Source organism: Paenibacillus sp. J22P59 (assembly GCF_059383895.1).
Genome location: NZ_JBXENX010000006.1, coordinates 162,874 through 183,356, shown reverse-complemented (window position 1 = coordinate 183,356; position 20,483 = coordinate 162,874). Strand labels below are relative to the sequence as shown.

The following is a 20,483-nucleotide window of genomic DNA, read 5'->3' as shown; positions in this document are numbered from 1 at the left end:
TGTTCCTCCTAGCGAATGATGGATAAGTGGCGTGATAGCTGATCAATCTCTATTAATTCTTCCTTCGTTAATCGTTCATCCGCGAATTTCAACGATTCTTGCAGCTGCTCTGGCTTGGAAGCGCCCAGTATTGCAGAAGAAACGAACGATTGGCTAAGCACCCAAGCCAGCGCAAGCTGTGCTAGTGTCCAGCCCCGAGCTTCCGCTAACGGAGTCAGCTGTTCAACAAGCTTGTACACGGGGTTCCCTTCCAGCAACAGCTCCAGCCGTTTCTCTCCGGCAGCTAGCCTTGTTCCACTCTGTGGAGCTTCACCCTGCCGATACTTGCCCGTCAAAATTCCGCGTCCTAGGGGACTATACACAATCACTCCGGTCGGCTCCGATTTCACATACGGAACCAGTTCCCTCTCGATATCACGAGTAATTAAGCTGTATTCAGGCTGAACACTCTCATAACGATTCAGGCTCTGCAATGCGCTTATGCCATGAGCCTTGGCCAACTGCCAAGCCGCATAATTAGAGCATCCAATATAACGAACCTTGCCTTGCCTGACCAAATCGTCCAACGCACGCAGTGTCTCCTCCAGAGGCGTATTCTGATCGAAGCCATGCACCTGATAAAGGTCAATATAGTCGGTCTGCAACCGGCGCAGACTATTCTCCACGGCCCGGAATATATGATAACGACTTAATCCAGAATCATTAACGCCTTTCCCTACCGGAGGCATTACCTTCGTTCCGAGAATAATATCATGCCGTCTTGCCTTGAGGGTCCGCCCTAATATAGCCTCAGCCTCGCCCGTCTGGCTTGGATCACCTAGATCCATTCCCCTGCCATAGACATCCGCTGTATCAATCAGATTTATTCCTGCATCCAGAGCTACATCCAGTACTGCCGCTGATGTTTTCTCGTCAATCCATCTGCCGAAGGACATCGTCCCAAGACTTACTTGCGATACTTTGAGGCCCGTTCTGCCTAGTTTTCTATATTGCATCATTCGCACACTCCTTCAATTTCGTCCATAAGCGACGTTAAACGAAAACAAAAAAAGGACAGCTGTAAAAACGCTAGTGTTGCCTTAGCGTTTCTCCGGTTGTCCAGTAGATACGATTTATATTCATATTATTCCGATGTAATAAGTTGTATTTTAGCATTGACTATTTCTTTTTGCAATAACTTTTCGATTGAATAATTATTTTCTATATATTAGGTAAAATATTGTGTGATAAAGTCATTTGTATTAAAAACCAAGAAATTAACTCGAGTTAACTCATTCTATTAAGATACGATAGGAAAAATAAAGAAACATGATTCGGTGATTTTCCGACCATTCAGTCAGATCTTGTACATTCATTGAATGCTCTCCTTCGTTATATTCAAGATGCTTTGTGATTTCTTCAATGTTCGTATCGCAATCAATCCACCCCAGTAAGGTAGAGCGATCATCCCTAAATGCAGGAAAAACAAGACTGAATTGGACCATGAGCTGGTCTCCCTGAAAAAATCTGTCCACCAGAATAACGGAGGAAATTGAGCGGTAATTAGAAGCAGCATTGCTACTAGCATCATCACTAATCTCTTTGCCGAATCGAATTGAGCAGTCTTGACCAAGTAGGAGCTAACCAAAATTAAGGCTCCTCCCAATATAGAATAGATTCCCCACAGCTTCAAACTGTCAATTCCATTAATCAATGTGGATACGTACACAGCGCCTAATAGTATAGACATAGCGGCAGATGCTCGAATAATAGTAAAACCATTAAATCTGGACAGGTTAGCGCCGCTTCTTGCTGCTTCTTTCTTAATAGAGAGTACGGCAGCAATACCGGACCAAGAAGACAGAGCGAGCAAAGCAAGATGAAGCACAAAGGCCAGTAATGTCGACCAAGAATAAGCGAATAATCCACCCCATGACCACCAGAATAGAGCGGGGACCTGAGCAGCAAAAAACAGCAGCATGGATAATAGTGCTAATACCCCGAAGAAAATTCTAACACGGGCAGATTGAAAGGCGTTTATAAAAAAAGAACCGACCATAACCACAAGGCCGCCGATTGTAGCATACTTAGCCCATAATTGTATGGCATACTGACCTTGTCCCAATTCAGAACCAAGACGTTCGAAAGGCAACGAAAAATGGAATACAGCTGGAGCATACATTAAGCCAATTAAAATAGATAACAAGGCTGAAGCTCGAATTAAATATTTAATGCCAGCTACGGATAAATACACGATAGCCCCTCCCCTTACAAATCATTCTATTTATTGAACGTATTTACTCAGCTATTTGTTTCATTCTATAAGATTCGCGAAGGGGAAAAAGAGCCTCTCAGGAATAGGATATACAAAACGAAAGAACGGACGTTATGTGCACATAACGTCCGTTCTTTCACGTCAAACTAATAAGGCCTTGTCCAATTAAATAGAGAGCCTATACTTTCTTACATTTCCACGGGTGCTTTTTATTCCGATTTCTATTTTCTTTGACACCAACCTCAACAGCCGATATAGATGTCAGCTTAATATAAATAACGACGCCTCTTACATTAAGAAGAACGAAGCCATCTGTAATACCTAGATAGATGCCTACATGAGATGTCCCATCAAAATGAATTCGAATATTGGGCGTTCCTACACCAATTCGTAGAAGAATAATTAAAATACTGCTTTTGCCTCCATCACTTTTGTTCCATTTGTTTTTATTGCCGCTGCTTTTGTTGCCATTGTTTTTATTGCCGCCGCTTTTGTTTCCTCCACTTTTACGACCTCTGCTTTTGGAGCCTGAGCTTCGGTCTCCCCCGCATCCGTGTCCCCCTTTTCTCGACATTCCTATCATCTCCTTACCAATTTAGTAGATTCACTCTATCTTATGGAGATAAATAGTTTTTGGTGTGTATCCGGCAGTTCAATAGGCTTATAAATTGTGCTTCTCCGCTTCCCACTTGGCTACTTCCTCCCGAACTCTTGGCGCCACCTCAGTTCCAAGCAGCTCAATAGCCCTCATAACTTCGGAATGCGGCATCGTGCTTAAAGGTACGTACAGCATAAAACGGGTAACCCCTACATGTTTACGAAGGTGAATGATTTTTCGGGCAACCATCTCAGGGTCCCCAACATATAGAGCACCTTCAAAGCTGCGCGCAGCATCGTAGCTGGAGCGGTCATAATGCCCCCATCCCCGTTCCTTGCCCAATCTATTCATGCCTGCCATAGTTGATGGAAAAAAGAGATCTGCTGCCTGCTCCGTACTGTCTCCAACAAACCCTATCGAATGCGACCCAACTTGAAGCTGAGATTCATCATGGCCGGCATACGCCGCTGCTTTCTTATACAACTGTACGAGCGGAGCGTAATCCGTCGGTCTTCCACCGATAATAGCCAGCATTAGAGGCAGCCCTAACAGGCCTGCACGAACAGCGGACTCCTCTCGGCCCCCGCTGCCAACCCATATCGGCATAGAAGCCTGAACAGGCCTTGGATATATGCCCAAGTTATTAATCGCAGGACGATGCTTGCCCTCCCAGGTAACTTTTTCAGACTCACGTATTTTTAAAAGCAATCCCAAATGTTCTTCGTACAGCTCCGCATAATCATCCAAATCATATCCGAACAGAGGGAAGGACTCGATAAAAGAGCCTCGTCCCGCCATGATCTCTGCCCGTCCATTCGAAATGCCGTCAAGCGTAGCAAAATCCTGAAAAACGCGTACCGGATCTAAGGAAGATAATACGGTCACAGCGCTGGTCAGCCGGATTTTTTTCGTCTGAGCGGCAGCCGCAGCCAGTACGATAGCCGGGGAAGATGCTGCATAATCCGCTCTATGGTGCTCACCAACGCCAAACACATCAAGTCCCACTTGATCAGCAAGAACAATTTCCTCCACAACCTCACGCAACCGCTGTGCGTGACTTATTACGTCTCCTGTGTGAACATCCGGCTTTGTTTCTACAAACGAAGTTACCCCTATTTCCATAACAATCGCTCCTTTATATTATGTTTTCTTGCATTTTCATCAGTGTTTCAAATCCACAGACTAATTCAGACTCAGATCTGTCATTTCATACTAGTAGCGTCACTGCGGAGAGTCACTATCCAGAACAGCAGCGCCGCAGCGCTAACAGAAGCTCCTAACACACATACTCCATTCCAGCCATAATGCGCATAGATCTGAGTCGAAGCAATGGAACCGACTGCGCTGCCAATCGAATAGAAGATCATATACCCGGCAGTGATTCGACTCCGAGCATCAGTCCGTAGTGGAAGGATCATCGTCTGATTGGTAACATGTACGGCCTGCACAGCCAAATCGAGAAGCACGATGCCAATCACCAATGCGAACAGGGATTGTTCGGTATAACGGATAAAAAACCAGGACACCAACAGCAGCACCAGAGCAGTGCCCGTCGTCCTCTGCCCATAGCCTCGATCAGCAAGTCTTCCCGCTCTCGCGGCAGCCAGCGCGCCTGCTACTCCGACCAAACCAAAGGCTCCAATTGCACTAGGAGAAAGCGATAAAGGCGCAGAGCTAAGAGGCAGTACGAGAGAGGTCCATAGAATACTGAAATCAGCAAAAATGAACAGAGCAATAATAGAGCGAATACGCAATAGTCGTTCTTGAATAAACAACCTGACCATCGATTCTAGCAGCTTAGAGTAAGATAGTTTTTTCACCTTCCGTTCAACACGGGGCAATATCTTATAAAACATGCCAACCATCACCAGCATCAATCCTGCCGAAACAAAATACACGGATCGCCAGCCTGCGAGGTCTGTCAGTATTCCCGAAATCGATCTTGCCAGAAGTATGCCGATGACAATCCCGCTTGTAACCACCCCAACAACACGGCCTCGTTCAGCAGGCGACGCCATAGTTGCTGCGAATGCTACAAGTGTCTGTGTCACCACGGCTAGCAAGCCGACCATAGCCATGCCTGCAAATAATAGAATGCTGTTGGCCGCCGTTCCAACCATCATTAGCGCAAGAACAGACAATAGCATTTGACCGATAATCAAGCTTCGTTGACTAAGCAAATCTCCAAGCGGCACCAATAGCAGCAGTCCCAACCCATAAAAAATTTGCGTAACAGTAACCACGATGCCAATGATTGAATAGTCGATTCCGAACTCGCCCGATAGACGATCAAGCAACGGCTGTGCGAAGTAGATATTCGCAACTGACATCCCGCAAGCAACTGCAAACAATAGCGTCACATAGCGAGACATTTCAGCAGATTGCTCTGTGCCTGCTTCGATTAGCCGTGCAGATAACGGCTCTGCCCTGCTGCCTGCGATGACTATTCCCTTGCTTGCATCCTCCTTATTGAACATTCCTCTTCTCCCCCATTTCTATATTACAAATAACGTACTGATCGGTATGTTATTTCACCTAGTGAATATAGCTCACAATTATTCGTATTGTCAACCAAAAAAAATGAGAATAATTAAGCATATACTTATTTTATATTTGATTCTAACGCTATAACCTATCTCCTGACTCATCTCGGCATTTGACATATAATTCGGCAAAAGATAGAATAATAACATATTGATCGGTACACAAATTTCGATCGTTATAGCAGTTCTTTTTATAAGCTATAATCAAAAATTAAAGGTGAATGAGAGGTATTCATCATGGCAAGATCCCGTGAATTTGACGAAGGAACCGTATTAGAAGCAGCGATGGAGCTTTTTTGGGAAAAAGGATACGAGGCTACCTCATTGAGTGATTTGACCTCTAGAATGGGAATTCAACGTCCTAGTATTTACTCAGCCTTTGGAGACAAGAAAGAATTATTCGAAGCTGCACTGCGCCGTTATACGATGTCCCGCGCTTCAGATATACGAACTAGGCTGCAGAGCCATTCTTCTGTAAAAGAAGCCTTCTCCGCTTTTTTCAAAAGCGTAGTTGAAGAGGAATATGCAGGTGATCGCAGTCGGGGCTGCTTCTGCATCAATACCATGGTTGAGCTAGCGCCTCATGATGAGAAATTCGAAATTCTCACGAGAGAACACCAAATGTACTTGGCGGTCATATTCCAAGAAACGATTGAACGAGGCATGCAATCAGGAGAATTGAACGGACATACTCAGGCCAAGCCTTTAGCACAAGCGCTCATCCTGTCGTTAATCGGACTAACCGTAATGTTGAAATCTCGACCAGAGCCATCATTTATTGATCAGGCAATTGCCGTTACACTTTCATTGCTCAATTCGAGTGAAGCTTCCTCCGTTAAGTAGACGTTATAACAAATAAAAGGGGCACCCAATTGGGTGCCCCTTTTATTTGTTTGAAACTACATTGCTGTTAAGCCACCGTCGATAACGAACTCAGAGCCAGTCGAATAGCTTGACTCGTCAGAGGCAAGGAAGAGCACCAGATCAGATACTTCTTCGGATTGAGCCAGACGCTTAAGAGGAATATGTTTTGCAAATTCTTTGATAACTTCAACTGCATCGCCTTGTGTAACCATTGGTGTTTCGATAACACCTGGATGCACGGAGTTTACGCGAATATTGAAGGAAGCTAATTGAAGAGCTGCTGCTTTTGTTAGTCCACGAACCGCAAATTTCGTATCCGTGTAACCAACTGCTCCACCAACAAGACCATTCATGGAAGAAATATTAACGATAGATCCATTTCCTGTCTTTTTCATAGAATCAGCCGTTGCTTTAATGCCCAGGAATACAGAAACTTGATTGATTTCAACAATTTTTCTGTAGTCTGCTTCTGTCATGTCAAAAATCGATTTGCTCATGCTAATGCCTGCATTGTTCACGAGTACGTTAACAGGACCAAATGCCTTTTCTGTTTCTGCAACAACAGTCTCCCAATCAGCTGCTTTTGTTACATCTTGCTTCACGAACTTAACATTTTCTCCAAGCTCTGCTGCCAAAGCTTGTCCGCCCTCTTCATTCAAATCGGTGAAAACAACTTTTGCACCTTCGCTTGCGAATTTACGAACATGAGATTCGCCCATACCGCGAGCGCCACCTGTAATAATGACTACTTTACCTGCTAAACGATCCATTTCATCTAACTCCTTTAACGTTAAAATTTTTAATATAATATATTATACTACAAAACAATATGATATCAAAACATTATCCTTGTGTATAGATTAATCATCAATTAATCAGGGATAATTAAAAACATTTATTCATATATTTGGAAATTAATAAGCACAACTCATACATATGCCCGTCTTTAATTATTATGCGCAATGATAGTCGTAAGCATTCATAAATAATCATTAAACATTTCAGTGAGAACAACGATTCAAAAGGATTTAATCGGGAGATGAATAAAAGCTTTGGTGTAGTGCAGGCTTTTTTGTAGGGGTGATACAGGGGGAAGGGAAGATGGATAGTACGAAGAGGCTCTGATGCTTTTCATTTATGTATATCTGCCCTCTTCGCTTGAAGGATGTCATTTTTCTAAAATTTAATTATTTTAAAGCAAGTCTCCTACGAGTTTGGCTTGCTTGTCCAGCTCACGTGCAGCTTGGCCAATTCCCGTAAATTCATCAACAGCTTGCTGGGTACTCATCTCGCTATCTGATATGACTATTCGTGTCCGCTTTAGTCCTTTGGAGATTTCCAGCACCTGAGCAGCAATATCCTGAAGCGTAGCGTTTACTTCCTTCGTAGCTTCTTCTGTCTGATTAGCCAGCTTGCGAACCTCGCTTGCCACCACGTTAAATCCGAGACCATACTCTCCAGCATGTGCAGCCTCTATTGCTGCATTCAGAGCAAGCAGCTTGGTTTGCGAAGCAATCTCTGAGATGGCTTTTGTCGTTTTCTGGATAGCGCCGGCTTTATGCTCCATCAATTGGAGAACATGCATATTATCATCCGATTCCTTAACGATCTTATCAATTGCTGAAGTTATTCGGTGGCTGCTTAAAACCCCTTCATCCGCACGCTTCAAGAGATCCTCTGCCATTTGCTTCAGTTCTTTGGTGAATGCAGCGGCCGTATTTTCTCGGCTCGTAATATCCGTTGCGATCTTAAGAACTGCCACGATTTGGCCTTCTGAATTCGCAATTGGGGTATAGGTCGCCTCTAACCATCGGATATGCTGATTCTTCGTGATACGCATTATTTTCTCCTGGAAGGGATTGCCGCTCTTCAAATCATTCCACAGCTTCACATACTCAGGACTATTCACATACTCCGCAGTGCAAAACTGTCGATGAGTAAGCCCTGACATTTCTACTGGTTCATATTCCATAGCCTTAGCAAAATTGTCATTAGCCCATAACACCTTTCCATGGATATCGAATTCAATCATGGCCAATGTATGCTCGATTGCCGCTAATACTGCATTCCCATCCAATACCTGAGTGCTGGCATATCCGCTATTCGTTATCATGCTGAGGTTCCACCTTATAATTGTAATTGTACAATTTTGCATAGTATTACAACGGAACTATATACGATTTTTGCAATCAGCACAACAATTAATTTCCATATAATTATAGATGTTGAATAATGCGAATGCAGCGTGTGCAACAATAATAAAACTTATTAATCCTTCTCCTTCTTTGTTCAACACTAATGGGGGTGATTTACTAAGAAGGAGAAGGCAAAGACGTAATAAAGTCTAACACCTTACATGCTTTCGTTTGAAGCCAATCTGCCCTTTATCTATTGCCTTTTGAATATTAGCAGAGGCGTTCAAGAGCTTGCTCTTGGCAGTGCCGCTATTGACCTCTACCGGGCCGACCTCCTTAGCGATCTCGACCGCTTTATCATGGAGAGGCTGATAGGATACTCCGACCGTGTAAATGAAACTATTCATTGCATATTTCGCGCGTTCGGGCGCATTGTGGATCGTATTTTTAACTTGTTCCAGCATATTAGCAAGCTTCTCTTCGGAAAATTCACTATCTGGACGATTGCCGAGCAGCCAGCAATAACAGCTCCAGCCCGCCGACATTCGCAGCTCTATATCGCTTGCAATCCATTTATCAGAAACCTCTTGTGCAATATCCGCTTCTGCCAAAGTGACTGCAACGACAAAATCCGATAGCATATAAAAATAAGCTCCATCTATCCATCGTTCAAAATCCGCCTCAGTCATTGCCTGTGGCTCTGCGATCACTCCGGCAAAATACATGGCATCATAATTCCCTGTAGCATAGAGTTGCTCAGCCAATGGTTGATTCAGCTTAGTTTTCCTTAAGATCGGCTTCATTGCACCTGTAGCCACCCCAAAAAGCGGCTCATGCGCACCATTAGACTGATATATCTTCTTAGTGCGTTCCTTTCCTAGGGCTTCAAGCTCCTGCATAACCGCTTCCAGATTCATTGTTCCACTTCCCTCATGCTGAATTTCCCTTACAGGGACTCTACTTCAAATATAGCATAAGTAATCCAATGAAATGAAATCGGGATCAAGACCGCAATAGCATATTCTTCTATTCACAATGCTTGTGTTTAACAGCTCTCTACACAAACAGTTTCGAATTTTTTATGTAGTTTCAATTTGTCGAAATCGAAGTGTAGTATGGGTAATCCATCTTTTCTTGAACCTGCTGCACTACCGCTTCATTTGTAAGTGATTCTATGAAATACAGCCCCAGATCAATAGAAGCCGACACTCCACCGCCTGTGAAAATATTACCGTCTCTAACAAAGCGCTGCTTGACTACTTCTCCACAATAAGGAGTTAACAGCTCATAAGCAGAAGGATTTGTAGTTGCTGTTTTCCCAGCTAGAAACCCTGCAGCTCCCAGAATTAAAGCACCTGTACAAACCGATATTTTATACTCCACCTCTCGTGCAGTCTGAATCCATGCTATAAACTCGTTATCAAATCTAAGCCGCCTAGTAGCTAATCCTCCGGGAATAAAGATCAGATCATAGACCGACAGATCAGGACAGACATGGTCAATTCTTATCGTCAATCCTCTATCATCGGTGACTTGCTCTTTGTTTGAACAGAAATCCCATGACACATTTTCTTTTATCTTCAGAATACCCAACCATGTTACAGCTTCATAAAAACCTACAAAATCTAACGTTGTCATCTCATCGAACAAAATATAAGCCATTTTCATCCCATACACCTAACCTTTCCTCGTGTGAAATAAAAAAAAGCATCTGATCTAAGATCAAATACTTTGCCCAGGCGTACGACGCTATGAATATGTACTCCCTCGTGGTTATCCACGTTTACGCCAGTTGTACATACCAAATATTTACTATATTGTATTCCGAAGGACTATGTAAATCAAGCAAAAATTTGCATATATACAACATGGATCATCCAACACAAAAAGACCGGATTCCCATTTAATCACGAAACATTAGAATAACTCTATATTCAGATAATTCATTTCTACTTTGTAATAATTCAGGACTAGCCCCTATGGGATATTCGGAAAAGTCCCTTGAGCGCATTTCTCGCATATTCCCCTTCTTCACCAGCTCCACGAACGATATTTCTGAAATCGGTATTATCTGTAATTTGATCAATGTTGCCGATTAAGCGTCTGTCAGCAAACTGGCGGATATTCTCATCTACAACCTGCTCCAAAATCATTCCTGCGATTTCTTCTCCATGCATGACTTTGAAGGGACGATCATAGAAGTATGACACCTCATTAGAGATGAGCTCGGTAATTTCTAATCCATTATGCATGCTTGATAAAAGCTTATAAGCATTATTAAATGCGCCCTCACGTTCTCTCCAAGCAGTCGCCGTCTGAGCTTCCCAAAGATAAGGCAGCAATTGATCCGAGCATTTCAACTGTTTAAATGCGGTGCCAAACCATTTTGGGTATGGAGCATACTGACGTTCCATTAGAAAACAGAGATTGATGATATCGCGGACAATACGTGAAGCAATAATAGCAGAGCCAAGTTCATCGCCTGCAAAACCCGCACGAAGCATCAAGTGTTCTTCTTGCCCGATTCGTTGCCAATTGGATGCCATTAGGTATAACCAAATATCATGGGGATAATAGCTGAATTGCTTGCGTAATGATGAGAGCAGACCCCTATCATCCCTATAAATTGCCCCTTTTGTTATCTCGAGGAGCGACTGCGAGGGGAGTGATAGCCAATCCTCTAATCCCAAAGATTCATTTATGTTAACACCTAAGTAATTTTCGATAAACTCCGGCAACGTTGTAATAACGCTCTTTCTTATATCAACCAGAAAGCCATAAAACGATTTGGGCACTCGCTCACTCAGAGATTGTCTTATCTGTTCGGAGCAATCAATATCTTCATTACTAAGAAAAAGATATACTCTTGGCCCCCAATCATGATCGGTTGACATTTCTGTATCATAGCCCAGCACTTCACTCCCCGGACCAAGCAAAGCAGAGGAATATCGTAAATCCGGAAAAGCATCTGAGAGTATAGGCTCAACAACCTCCGTATGAAATCGCCGACATAATTCCATCCCTGTAATAAAGGACATTCATCATAGCTCCTATCCTATTTCATTTTCAAAAATACATAATGTAAACTCACTACAACAAAATCCATTTATCAGTTAGATTATATCAAAATGAATATAATGAGCATAAAGCTCTATTGAATCCAAATATTACATTATGTTACATTTTGATTGTAACTTCCGTTTGAGCAGTCGCTGCATCAAAAGCAACGGAAGTGCTTGTGTTAAGGATTTAACAAATTCATAGGAAGAAAGGATTGAGAGAAAAGTGAGAAAAAAATGGCTATCTCTTATGTTAGTAATGGTAATTGCATTGGTTATTCCGTTGTCGGTGGCATCTGCCAATGCGAGTCAATCCATCACAGGTTCAGGCAAACTAAATATTCATATCGACGCCGTATCAGATTCTGAATATGGTCCTGTTTTATGGTATCAGTTCCAAGTGAAGAACAGTTCAGGAGTTGTAGTCTATTCTGGTTATAATGGTGGCACTCCAAGTGGAAGCGTGAACAACCTTCCTTATGACACTTATACCATTTATGTAACTACTAATGCATGGACGGGTATTAACAGCATCCTTTTGTCTTTCACTCCATAATTTTAATAACAAATCACATAGCTATACTTTAATAACAGCCGAAACGAACCTTCGTTTCGGTTTTTTTAGCTCTTCTTTTTGTGGATATACGAGAATGAGTTGAATGAACAGATCAGCAGCCATTCACTGTAAATCACATCCCATATCCTCCAGTTTGTAACCTACTCGGGCACAATGATTTGATCTTTCTCCGGCATAGTCCTCCCATCCATATCTTTAAAATATAGTGGCAGACCTTCAGCGAAAATAGGCATTAACGTTTGGGTTGGGTCTTGACGCTGATGATGAATATGTAAATGCGGTTCAGAGGTTGACCCACTATTACCTACACGTCCAATCAAGTCGCCGGGCTTCACACGATCGCCTGCTTTAACGGTTATACTATCCTTTTTCAAATGGTTGAGAAGCAACCTACAACGCTCTTTTCTTGAAGCGGCCATATTACAGTTACAGATGGAGAGCTTTTATCTATGCTTGAAGGATAAGCGAACTTTATAATATTTAAGGTAAGGAGAATCGGAAAAATCAAAACAGCACTTAATGCAAACGATATGAGATTGCGAAAAATCGTTTTCTTTTTTATAAGTCGAATAATAATAAATATGATGCTAGAAATTGCCCCTACTAAGCCGACAAACGGCAAAAACATCTTTAGCAGACTCCATGAGACAGCACCAGATAAACCTTGAATAAAGAACACAGAAATCCACAATATGCTTATAAATAACGCAGTAACCAAATTGAATATGCCTATGCTTTTCATCCTTTTGCCCATATCCCCTACTCACCTCGATTTCACATTGCAGTTTGTTACATATAAATAAGATCTAGCAAAACTGCTCGAATTCTCCGAAAGGCTATGCTTCCGCACATAAAAACCTTCCCTTCTCAATTGTTACCTATCAGTATAATACTTCCAAAATGATTTTTAAATTACTTTAGTATAAATTTAATCCATATTACGTGTGGAGTAGACTTTTTTTTGCAAAGTAGGCTTTACATTTTGTGCAAAGCAAACTATACTAAATATGCAAAGCAAACATTGCAAAGGTGTGGTAAATTGAAAACACGAATTCCCGAACTACGCAAGCAGCACAAGCTTTCTCAGGAAGAATTGGGGTTAGCCGTCGGCGTGACTCGACAGACGATCACTTCGCTTGAAGTGGGAAAGTACACAGCCTCACTTGTGCTTGCATACAAAATCGCTAAGTATTTCGGACTGACAATTGAAGAGGTATTTGATTTCAGCGAAACGGAGGAAATGTAATGAATACGTATAAAGAAAAAATGCGAATCCGCACAAACCTGGTATCACTTGTAGCAATAGCTGCTGCGTTAATTTATGTGGTGCTGACGCTCTACCGTGACCATCTGCCCGTTCTCCCCAGCTTTATCAAAGGCTTTCACACCGGGGCTTTCATCGGCCTTGAGGTAATAGCAGCCTTTTATTTAGGCAAATGTATGAGGATCAGAAATGACGAGGCTGCGATGAAAAAGATGTACATTGCGGAAAACGATGAGCGAACCGGACTGATTATCCGCAATGCAAGTACGCTCGGTATAAGCGTTATCTTCATCGTACTTGGCGTTGCCGCCATCGTCTCCGGCTTCTTTAGCTCCACAGTCTTCTTTACTTTAGTAGGCAGCCTGTTGTTTGCTTTAATTGTGTTCTATGGCCTGTGGGTCTATTATGCCAAAAAGCTTTAACACCGGCGGGCCGTTACGGTCCGCTTTTCATGGCTGACATATTGGTATCCTCGACTTCTTCAATTAAATAAGTTTCATAAGGTAGCCTAAATGTTTACGAAGCTCCTTCTTATCCAATTTAACCGACAGCGAAGCTCCATCCGTACATGCAGCCATTCCGACCATCGCAGCCTGAGTCCAGCAAAGCACATTTTTTCAGGTTAAAATCAAATATATTTATTTTTCAATTGATCGCTGCCAACTCCACCAATCACCATTAAAATGAGTGGAGCAAAATTGGTTACTGCTTTCGGTAATCCCTCTAGTATAAGAATATTTGTTCCTACAAAATGATTTAAAGCGACAATGATTATTTTTGACACTAATAACAAAACACCTAATAAGAACATACTATCAAACAAAACTTTCCACTTTGGATATGCCAATTGCTTACTATCTTGAATTACTTTCTCTTTCAACTCTGCATCACTCCTTAATAGTTCGTCAATTGTAATACCAAATAAATCACTCAAATCGATGATTACCTCAATACTTGGATAGTTTTTTCCTGTCTCCCATTTAGAAACGGACTGGCGACTAACATGGATCTTTTCAGCGAGCTCTGTTTGTGACCAGCCTTTTTTCTCTCTTTCTCTTTTTAAACGTTCACTAAAAATCATAGTTCTCATCGCCTCTCCCTACAATTTCAGTATTAAAGAAGTGTGTAAATGAAGTAAAGCTAGTTCTAGGTGCATCAAGGCGCAACCTCTAGTTGCCACCTATAATACCCCTAGTATATTGACCACTTTCCCCGCCGCAGCTAATAATAATGGGCTGATTTTCAGATCCGATCTGCGCAGTGTTGCTAGGCTTAAGTTGACCGTTACGCATGTGATCTTCTTTCATTCACATGAAAGGTGGCATCCACACCGGTCTTCCTGTACTGCAGCTGTTCCCATCCCATGGCCATTCTAAAAAAAATGGCTGGCTCCCAAGGTGGTGAAGGAATGTCATGTACAATTTAATGAACACATTTGCTCTATTCCAAGGCTCAGACAGATAAAAAGGAGCAACAGTGAAGCTATCTTCAGTAGTGGAGAAGCTTGGTTTCCGACTACTGAAGATAGCTTACTTTATTTCTAATACACCTCGAGATTAAACCTATTTTTACGAAAAACGCTTCCTAAAATAAGGTAAGCTCTTCATATGCCGTCTACAGCGTAAGGGATAGAGCGCTTAGAAGTTAAGGAAAGAGGCTGTCCCAAAAATCATCTTCATGACTTTTGGGGCAGCCCCTTCTCATTTGCTAAAATATATCAATCCAAAATCAGAAAACTTCGTCCCCCAGACCTTAGGAGGACAAAGTTTTCGTATAGCCACCCCAGCTTCATTACTATGTCGCCGTTTTCTTACCAAATGCAGCGCATTTCTTAGCGGCCTCTCAGAGCATGCTCGATTCGCTTATCTGGCACGAACCAGATTACGGCAACGAGTACGAAAAAGAAGCCAGATATCCAAGGACTCACATATGCGGTCAAGCTCGCGATCAAGTAGAGCAAAGGAGACAACCTCCCCTTCCAGTCTTTTCCTATCGCTGCTACGAAGGAGGAATCGCCGGAATGCTGGTTAGTAATCGCACGCTGAAGCAGCCAGTATGAGAGTGCCGCGAGTAGAAGAATAATACCATACAGCGCCGTTGGAGTAGCGGCAAAATGGCTTTCCCCCATCCAAGCTGTTGTGAACGGAATAAGGGATAACCAGAAGAGAAGCAGCAAGTTAAGCCACATCAACCGCCCGTTCATCGTTCTAACCATGTGCAGCAGATGATGATGATTGTTCCAGTAGATGCCGACATATATGAAACTGAAGATATAACTAAGAATCTTTGGACCGATCCCTATCAGTGCTTGCCAGTCATGGCCTTCCGGCACTTTGAATTCCAACACCATGATCGTAATGATAATCGCCAGTACGCCATCGCTGAATGCTTCCATTCGATTGGCTTTCATCATATTTCACCTTTTCTCGCTTTTCGCGCTCTTTTAACCTTCTCTACACCACAGTAACTTTGCATAAAATGCTTCCTCTCGTCAAGCAAAACTTTTACGTATTCGATCATAAAATAAAGATTACCACTTGCTTTCCTTCCCTATTTCCTCAATGATCACCTTAACCCCTTCATTTATCTGCTCCGGCTGTGTCTGGGAGATGCTGATCCGCAAGAACTTTTCTCGCTCCAGGTAATTTGATAAATAGAATCCTTTGCCAGACACGACACTAATTTTCCTCCCAACAAGCCGCTTTATGAGACGTTCTATGTTAATCTTCGAACTCAGCTTGAAATGCGTATAAATGCCTGAACGAATGTGGGGCACTTCAATTAACCCTTGTACATTGTACCGTTCCACTGACTCGTTCAAAGCCCGCATTCGCGAATCGTACAAGCTGACTATTTTGTGCTTGTGCCGTTCATACATGCCATTCTTGATATACACTTCGAGCGCTGCCTGAGACAACAGCGAAGTGTCGGGGTATATTTTGTAGGCATGAAATGTCTTAAGCAGCCGTTCCGGCAATACAATTGCGCCCACCCTTAGGCCCGGAAAGATAATTTTGGAGAAGCTCTTCAAATAAATGACATTCGAGCCTCCATCGTAAGCGTAGATGGGATCGAATTGCCGCTCTATACCCAAGTCGGCCATGTAATCGTCCTCCAAGATGAATACATCGTATTTGCCAGCCAATCTGGCGATGGCCCTTCTCTCTTCTACGCTATAGGTTGTGCCGAGCGGGTTATGATATCTTGACATTGTATAGAAAAATTTGATTTCGCCGCTTTTGAACCTCTGTTCTAATTCCCGTAAATCAATACCTGCCGCCGTACGAGGGATGCCATATACCGGTATACCCTCCCTCTCCAGAAATCGCAAATAGATATCGTAAGTCGGCTGTTCTACCAAAATCGCTTTTTTTCCGTTTGGAAACGGCATTTTTGCCAATATTTCAAGCGCTTGCTGCGCTCCTGAGGTGACAATGATCCGCTGCGCGGTGGCGAACACTTGGTCATTAGCCAAATGGGAAACAAGCGTGTGGCGAAAGGATTCCAGCCCTTGCGGTTCGCCATAAGTAAACAGGTCGTACTTGTAGGTATCGATCGCTTTGTTCAAACAATGTTGAAAGTCCAGAAATGGGAACGCATCCAAATCCGGCAGCACCGTAGCGAAATTGATTATTTGGCTGTCTCTATTGTCACGCCATTCTCCCGGCTTCTCAACCATATAAAAGCCGCTTTGTGGAACCGAATAAATGGTGTGACGCTTCTCCAATTCCGCGTATGCCCTCGTAATCGTGCTGATGCTGCAGCCATAGGTTTCCGCTGAACGTCGAACGGAAGGCAGTTTTTGGCCAGGAGTGTATAATTCCTGCCTGATCTTATTCTCCATATCGGATAGAATCATAAAATACTTTTTCATGCCGCTTCCCCCGTCCGTATCCTAATCTTCTCTTGTCATTATACAATACACCACCAACTGTATCGGTACAGATTGATCAAAATGATATTGTTCGAGTAGTCCGTTTGCCATATTATCAACTCATAGCTTGAGACGATCGCGAACACGCTCACATTATTTGTAGAGGATGATGCCATTTTGAATGCAAAAGAATTAAAGCTTCCCTATTTCTTCGCCGTGCTTAACGCGATCATTATCGGATTGTCTTTTTTGTTTGCCAAAAAAGCGCTCGATTACGCCAGTCCGCTCGACACGCTGGCCTTTCGTTTCACCGCTTCATTCCTCGTCATGTCCGTCCCAGTAGCGTTCGGCTGGGTCAAGCTCGTCTACCGCGGCAAGCCGTGGCATAAAGTGCTGTTGCTCGCAGCCATGTACCCGCTTGGTTTTTTCACCCTTCAAGCGTACGGGCTGCAGCATGCTACATCAGCAGAAGGGGGCATATTGTACGCGTTCACCCCGATCATAACGATGATCGTCGCCTCCGTCTTTTTAAAAGAAGCGACCACCCTATTACAGAAGCTGTCGATCTTTGTGTCGGTGTTCGGTGTTGTATTCATCTTCATTATGAAAGGCGGCGGCATTGATTGGTCCAACATTATGGGGATCTCTTTGTTGCTGTTGACTTGCGTCGTTTTTGCCGGATATACCGTAATGGCCCGGTCGCTTACCAAACAGTTCAGCCCGGCGGAACTCACTTATATGATGATGGCTATTGGATTTGCCGTTTTCCTAATCCTTTCGTTCACCAGTCATGCTGCGACTGGTACGCTTGATCGCTTTTTTGCACCGCTATCGAGCAGTACCTTTGTCATATCTATTGTTTTCTTGGGCATTATATCCTCGTTGATCACAGCATTGTTAGCCAACTATATCCTGTCCAGAATGGAAGCATCGAAAATGAGCGTATTTGCTAATCTTTCTACGATCGTCTCCCTAGCGGCCGGAGCGATAGTTCTCGGAGAAGACGTTACGGTGTACCATTTGATCGGCTCTGTGCTGATTATAGCTGGGGTTATTGGAACGCAACGACTGGGGCGAAAAAAAGCAGTGAAGCAACTGTTGCAAGCTGAACGTGCAGAATCATGAAACCTAATTAACCAAATGAAGGAGTTGAGTGTAAATGTCATCTGCTGCACAAAGCGATTTCTTTACCATCAGTCGGGAACGTCATTCCGTCAAACATTTTGACGATTCCTACGAAATAAGAGAACAAGAGGTTAGAGAACTGCTAGAAGTTGCAAGCAGCGCGCCATCGGCCTGGAATCTTCAGCATTGGAGGTTCCTCGCCTTCAATGACCAGTCGGCAAAAGAGAAGCTGCTTCCTATCGCTAACGGGCAAAAGCAAGTAGTTGAAGCTTCCGTCGTCGTCGCCATATTAGGAGACCTTCAAGCCAATCTGAACACCGAGGACGTCTTTGGACCGGACGTACAAGCCGGGCTGCTTCCGGAACATATCATGTCAGGCCTGATCGCCCAAATTGAAGCGGCATACAAAGGCGGGCCGAACTATCCACGTGATGAAGCGATCCGCAGCGCATCGCTGGCTGCAATGCAGCTCATGCTCGCGGTGAAGGGGAAGGGCCTCGATTCTTGCCCTATGGGCGGTTTCGATGCTGATCAATTTATTCAAGCATTTAACGTACCGCCGCGATATATACCCGTCATGTTGATCGCAATTGGCAAGGCAACCGTTCCTGCTCGCCCATCCTCCCGATTCCCAATTGATAAGACAATCGTCTGGAATGGTTTCTAAAATAGTGAAAGGATGTTCGGCTGGAGATTCAGCTGAACATCCTTTTTTTGTAAAATACCCCCTAGAAATGAACATTGGATAAACTTATCCGATATTCATTCTAGGGGGCATTTGTTTTCGAAATATAGTGAAGTGGTTACTAGAAGCCTGCTTGTAACTTATGATTATCCCTGCGATGATGGTTCCTTAATTAATGGCATACCAGCTTCAACCAGACGTCTGTTCCGAACAAAGATAATGGACAGCAGGACAATCAATATCCCCGTTCCAATCAGCAGCCATTCAATGTCCATCACATCCGACAGCGGTCCGAATATCAGCATTCCGATTGGCATCATCGAAGTCGATATCATACCGAATACGCCGAATATTCGTCCCATGTAATTCGGGTCGACCCTCTCCTGCAGCAAGACAGTCGTCGGTGTATTAAAGACAGGCATAGCAACACCGAAGAGGCCCATGACTATTAAATAGATCCAGAAGATCGGCACAATGCCCAAAGCTAACGTACACACTCCCATTATCAGGTTGGCGAATGTCATCGTATATACCTTGTTGCGGAAGCCGCCCCATGATGCGATAACCGCTCCGCCAGCCATCATACCGATCGAGAAAGCAATCTCAATGGCCGTCAATCGCCAATAATCATCTCCGAAGCTGCGGGTCACTTGCAGAGGCGTTAAAAACGCAGCGGGTGCCATTAATACAAAGAAAAAAGCGAAAAAGACAAAGAAGGTTTTCAGAAAGCTATGATTCTTTATATAGCTTATTCCGAGTTTGAAATCATCCAAATAACTCGTCGTTTGTGCATCAGTCGCCTTTTGATGCAATGGGATTTTCAAAAAGAAAAATAAAGTAAAGATCGCGATCGCCGCCGTTACAACATCGATAAAGAATATAACTTCAATCGTCGCCATTGTGAGCAGCGTCGCGCTAACGATGGGCGCAACGAACATCATGAGTGCTTGAAGGCTTCCGTTTATTCCATTTACTTTCGTAAGTTTGTCCTCTGGTAAGATTTGGGGCAATATTGCTCCAACTGCAGGCGTCTGAATACCCGCCCCCAGCGCACGAACGGCGGCAATGGCAAATAACAGCCAAATCTCGTCATAGCCGACTAAAAACGTAATAGCAAGCAATAACGTAACAATAGCAATCATGGCATCGGCTATCATGATCAGGTATTTGCGGTTGAAACGGTCCGCCCACACCCCTGCGAATGGCGACAATAGAAAAGTAGGAATGAATCCACAAATAATAAATAGCGTCATCATCATACCCGACTTTGTAGTAAGTGTAATATGCCACATGATGGCATATTGAACTAATGCGGAGCCAAATAACGAGAGGGTTTGACTAGTTAGAAAGAGAATAATATCTCTTTTCCAATTTTTTCTTTTATGGTCTTCAGCTTGTGTCATGGCCTTACTCCCTTCTGCTTCTTATCCTTTTTTATGGAAACAATAACAGACTTCTATTCACAGTGAAATCTTCTAGAATCCCAACCGGCTAATTGTAACATA

General features: G+C 43.3%; 21 protein-coding genes and 1 riboswitch. Of the genes, 6 read left to right on the top strand and 15 right to left on the bottom strand.

Annotation, left to right across the window (positions count from 1 at the left end):
* Window positions 1-8 precede the first annotated feature (8 nt).
* The 5 genes from AC50YO_RS12345 to AC50YO_RS12325 form a co-directional block, all read right to left on the bottom strand.
* Complete coding sequence (locus AC50YO_RS12345) at window positions 9-995, bottom strand: aldo/keto reductase (protein WP_494847556.1); 987 nt, start codon at window positions 993-995, stop codon at window positions 9-11.
* A gap of 356 nt (window positions 996-1,351) precedes the next feature.
* A complete protein-coding gene (locus AC50YO_RS12340; protein WP_494847196.1) occupies window positions 1,352-2,233 on the bottom strand; it encodes a hypothetical protein in 882 nt (293 codons plus the stop codon).
* Between the two features lie 199 nt (window positions 2,234-2,432).
* Window positions 2,433-2,828 carry a hypothetical protein gene (locus AC50YO_RS12335; RefSeq protein ID WP_494847195.1) on the bottom strand — a complete coding sequence of 132 codons (396 nt, stop codon included), beginning with the start codon at window positions 2,826-2,828 and terminating at the stop codon, window positions 2,433-2,435.
* A gap of 87 nt (window positions 2,829-2,915) precedes the next feature.
* Window positions 2,916-3,974, bottom strand: a complete 1,059-nt coding sequence (locus AC50YO_RS12330; RefSeq protein WP_494847194.1) for an LLM class flavin-dependent oxidoreductase — start codon at window positions 3,972-3,974, stop codon at window positions 2,916-2,918.
* 80 nt (window positions 3,975-4,054) lie between these two features.
* Window positions 4,055-5,329: an MFS transporter gene (locus AC50YO_RS12325; RefSeq protein ID WP_494847193.1), complete on the bottom strand. Its 1,275-nt coding sequence runs from the start codon at window positions 5,327-5,329 to the stop codon at window positions 4,055-4,057.
* A gap of 303 nt (window positions 5,330-5,632) precedes the next feature.
* Here AC50YO_RS12325 and AC50YO_RS12320 point away from each other — a divergent pair, with 303 nt between their 5' ends.
* Window positions 5,633-6,238, top strand: coding sequence for a TetR/AcrR family transcriptional regulator (locus AC50YO_RS12320; RefSeq protein ID WP_494847192.1), 606 nt, complete (start codon window positions 5,633-5,635; stop codon window positions 6,236-6,238).
* Window positions 6,239-6,294: 56 nt separating this feature from the next.
* Here AC50YO_RS12320 and AC50YO_RS12315 read toward each other — a convergent pair whose 3' ends face one another.
* From AC50YO_RS12315 to AC50YO_RS12295, 5 genes are all read right to left on the bottom strand, one after another.
* A complete protein-coding gene (locus tag AC50YO_RS12315) occupies window positions 6,295-7,029 on the bottom strand; it encodes a glucose 1-dehydrogenase (RefSeq protein ID WP_494847190.1) in 735 nt (244 codons plus the stop codon).
* Between the two features lie 422 nt (window positions 7,030-7,451).
* Window positions 7,452-8,372 (bottom strand): methyl-accepting chemotaxis protein, encoded by a 921-nt coding sequence (locus AC50YO_RS12310; protein ID WP_494847189.1) that lies wholly within the window; start codon window positions 8,370-8,372, stop codon window positions 7,452-7,454.
* Between the two features lie 231 nt (window positions 8,373-8,603).
* Entirely contained in the window at window positions 8,604-9,311 is a 708-nt protein-coding gene (locus AC50YO_RS12305; RefSeq protein ID WP_494847186.1) for a DNA alkylation repair protein, read from the bottom strand.
* 172 nt (window positions 9,312-9,483) lie between these two features.
* Window positions 9,484-10,062, bottom strand: a complete 579-nt coding sequence (locus AC50YO_RS12300; protein ID WP_494847181.1) for a DJ-1/PfpI family protein — start codon at window positions 10,060-10,062, stop codon at window positions 9,484-9,486.
* A 58-nt stretch (window positions 10,063-10,120) separates the two neighbouring features.
* Window positions 10,121-10,200: riboswitch (ZMP/ZTP riboswitch) on the bottom strand.
* A 164-nt stretch (window positions 10,201-10,364) separates the two neighbouring features.
* A complete protein-coding gene (locus AC50YO_RS12295) occupies window positions 10,365-11,432 on the bottom strand; it encodes a DUF4037 domain-containing protein (RefSeq protein ID WP_494847175.1) in 1,068 nt (355 codons plus the stop codon).
* A 271-nt stretch (window positions 11,433-11,703) separates the two neighbouring features.
* Here AC50YO_RS12295 and AC50YO_RS12290 point away from each other — a divergent pair, with 271 nt between their 5' ends.
* On the top strand, window positions 11,704-12,009 hold the full coding sequence (locus AC50YO_RS12290; protein ID WP_494847173.1) for a hypothetical protein: 306 nt from the start codon (window positions 11,704-11,706) through the stop codon (window positions 12,007-12,009).
* 161 nt (window positions 12,010-12,170) lie between these two features.
* Here AC50YO_RS12290 and AC50YO_RS12285 read toward each other — a convergent pair whose 3' ends face one another.
* Window positions 12,171-12,419 carry a M23 family metallopeptidase gene (locus AC50YO_RS12285; protein WP_494847172.1) on the bottom strand — a complete coding sequence of 83 codons (249 nt, stop codon included), beginning with the start codon at window positions 12,417-12,419 and terminating at the stop codon, window positions 12,171-12,173.
* 650 nt (window positions 12,420-13,069) lie between these two features.
* Between AC50YO_RS12285 and AC50YO_RS12280 the strand changes: the two genes are divergently transcribed.
* Complete coding sequence (locus AC50YO_RS12280) at window positions 13,070-13,276, top strand: helix-turn-helix transcriptional regulator (protein WP_494847170.1); 207 nt, start codon at window positions 13,070-13,072, stop codon at window positions 13,274-13,276.
* Complete coding sequence (locus tag AC50YO_RS12275; RefSeq protein ID WP_494847168.1) at window positions 13,276-13,716, top strand: hypothetical protein; 441 nt, start codon at window positions 13,276-13,278, stop codon at window positions 13,714-13,716. Before AC50YO_RS12280 ends, AC50YO_RS12275 begins: the two co-directional genes overlap by 1 nt.
* Before the next feature lie 206 nt (window positions 13,717-13,922).
* Here the strand turns inward: AC50YO_RS12275 and AC50YO_RS12270 are convergent, their stop codons facing one another.
* From AC50YO_RS12270 to AC50YO_RS12260, 3 genes are all read right to left on the bottom strand, one after another.
* Window positions 13,923-14,375: a helix-turn-helix domain-containing protein gene (locus AC50YO_RS12270; protein WP_494847554.1), complete on the bottom strand. Its 453-nt coding sequence runs from the start codon at window positions 14,373-14,375 to the stop codon at window positions 13,923-13,925.
* A 750-nt stretch (window positions 14,376-15,125) separates the two neighbouring features.
* On the bottom strand, window positions 15,126-15,704 hold the full coding sequence (locus AC50YO_RS12265; RefSeq protein WP_494847552.1) for a TMEM175 family protein: 579 nt from the start codon (window positions 15,702-15,704) through the stop codon (window positions 15,126-15,128).
* 120 nt (window positions 15,705-15,824) lie between these two features.
* The gene (locus tag AC50YO_RS12260; RefSeq protein ID WP_494847166.1) at window positions 15,825-17,168 is read right to left on the bottom strand and encodes an aminotransferase-like domain-containing protein; all 1,344 of its coding nucleotides are present in this window, start codon (window positions 17,166-17,168) and stop codon (window positions 15,825-15,827) included.
* 177 nt (window positions 17,169-17,345) lie between these two features.
* Between AC50YO_RS12260 and AC50YO_RS12255 the strand changes: the two genes are divergently transcribed.
* Both AC50YO_RS12255 and AC50YO_RS12250 read left to right on the top strand, forming a co-directional pair.
* Window positions 17,346-18,293, top strand: coding sequence for a DMT family transporter (locus tag AC50YO_RS12255; RefSeq protein WP_494847164.1), 948 nt, complete (start codon window positions 17,346-17,348; stop codon window positions 18,291-18,293).
* Window positions 18,294-18,327: 34 nt separating this feature from the next.
* Window positions 18,328-18,960, top strand: a complete 633-nt coding sequence (locus AC50YO_RS12250; RefSeq protein ID WP_494847162.1) for a nitroreductase family protein — start codon at window positions 18,328-18,330, stop codon at window positions 18,958-18,960.
* A gap of 164 nt (window positions 18,961-19,124) precedes the next feature.
* On the opposite strand, the gene AC50YO_RS12245 is transcribed toward AC50YO_RS12250, so the two are convergent.
* Window positions 19,125-20,381 carry an MFS transporter gene (locus AC50YO_RS12245; protein ID WP_494847160.1) on the bottom strand — a complete coding sequence of 419 codons (1,257 nt, stop codon included), beginning with the start codon at window positions 20,379-20,381 and terminating at the stop codon, window positions 19,125-19,127.
* Window positions 20,382-20,483: the final 102 nt, after the last annotated feature.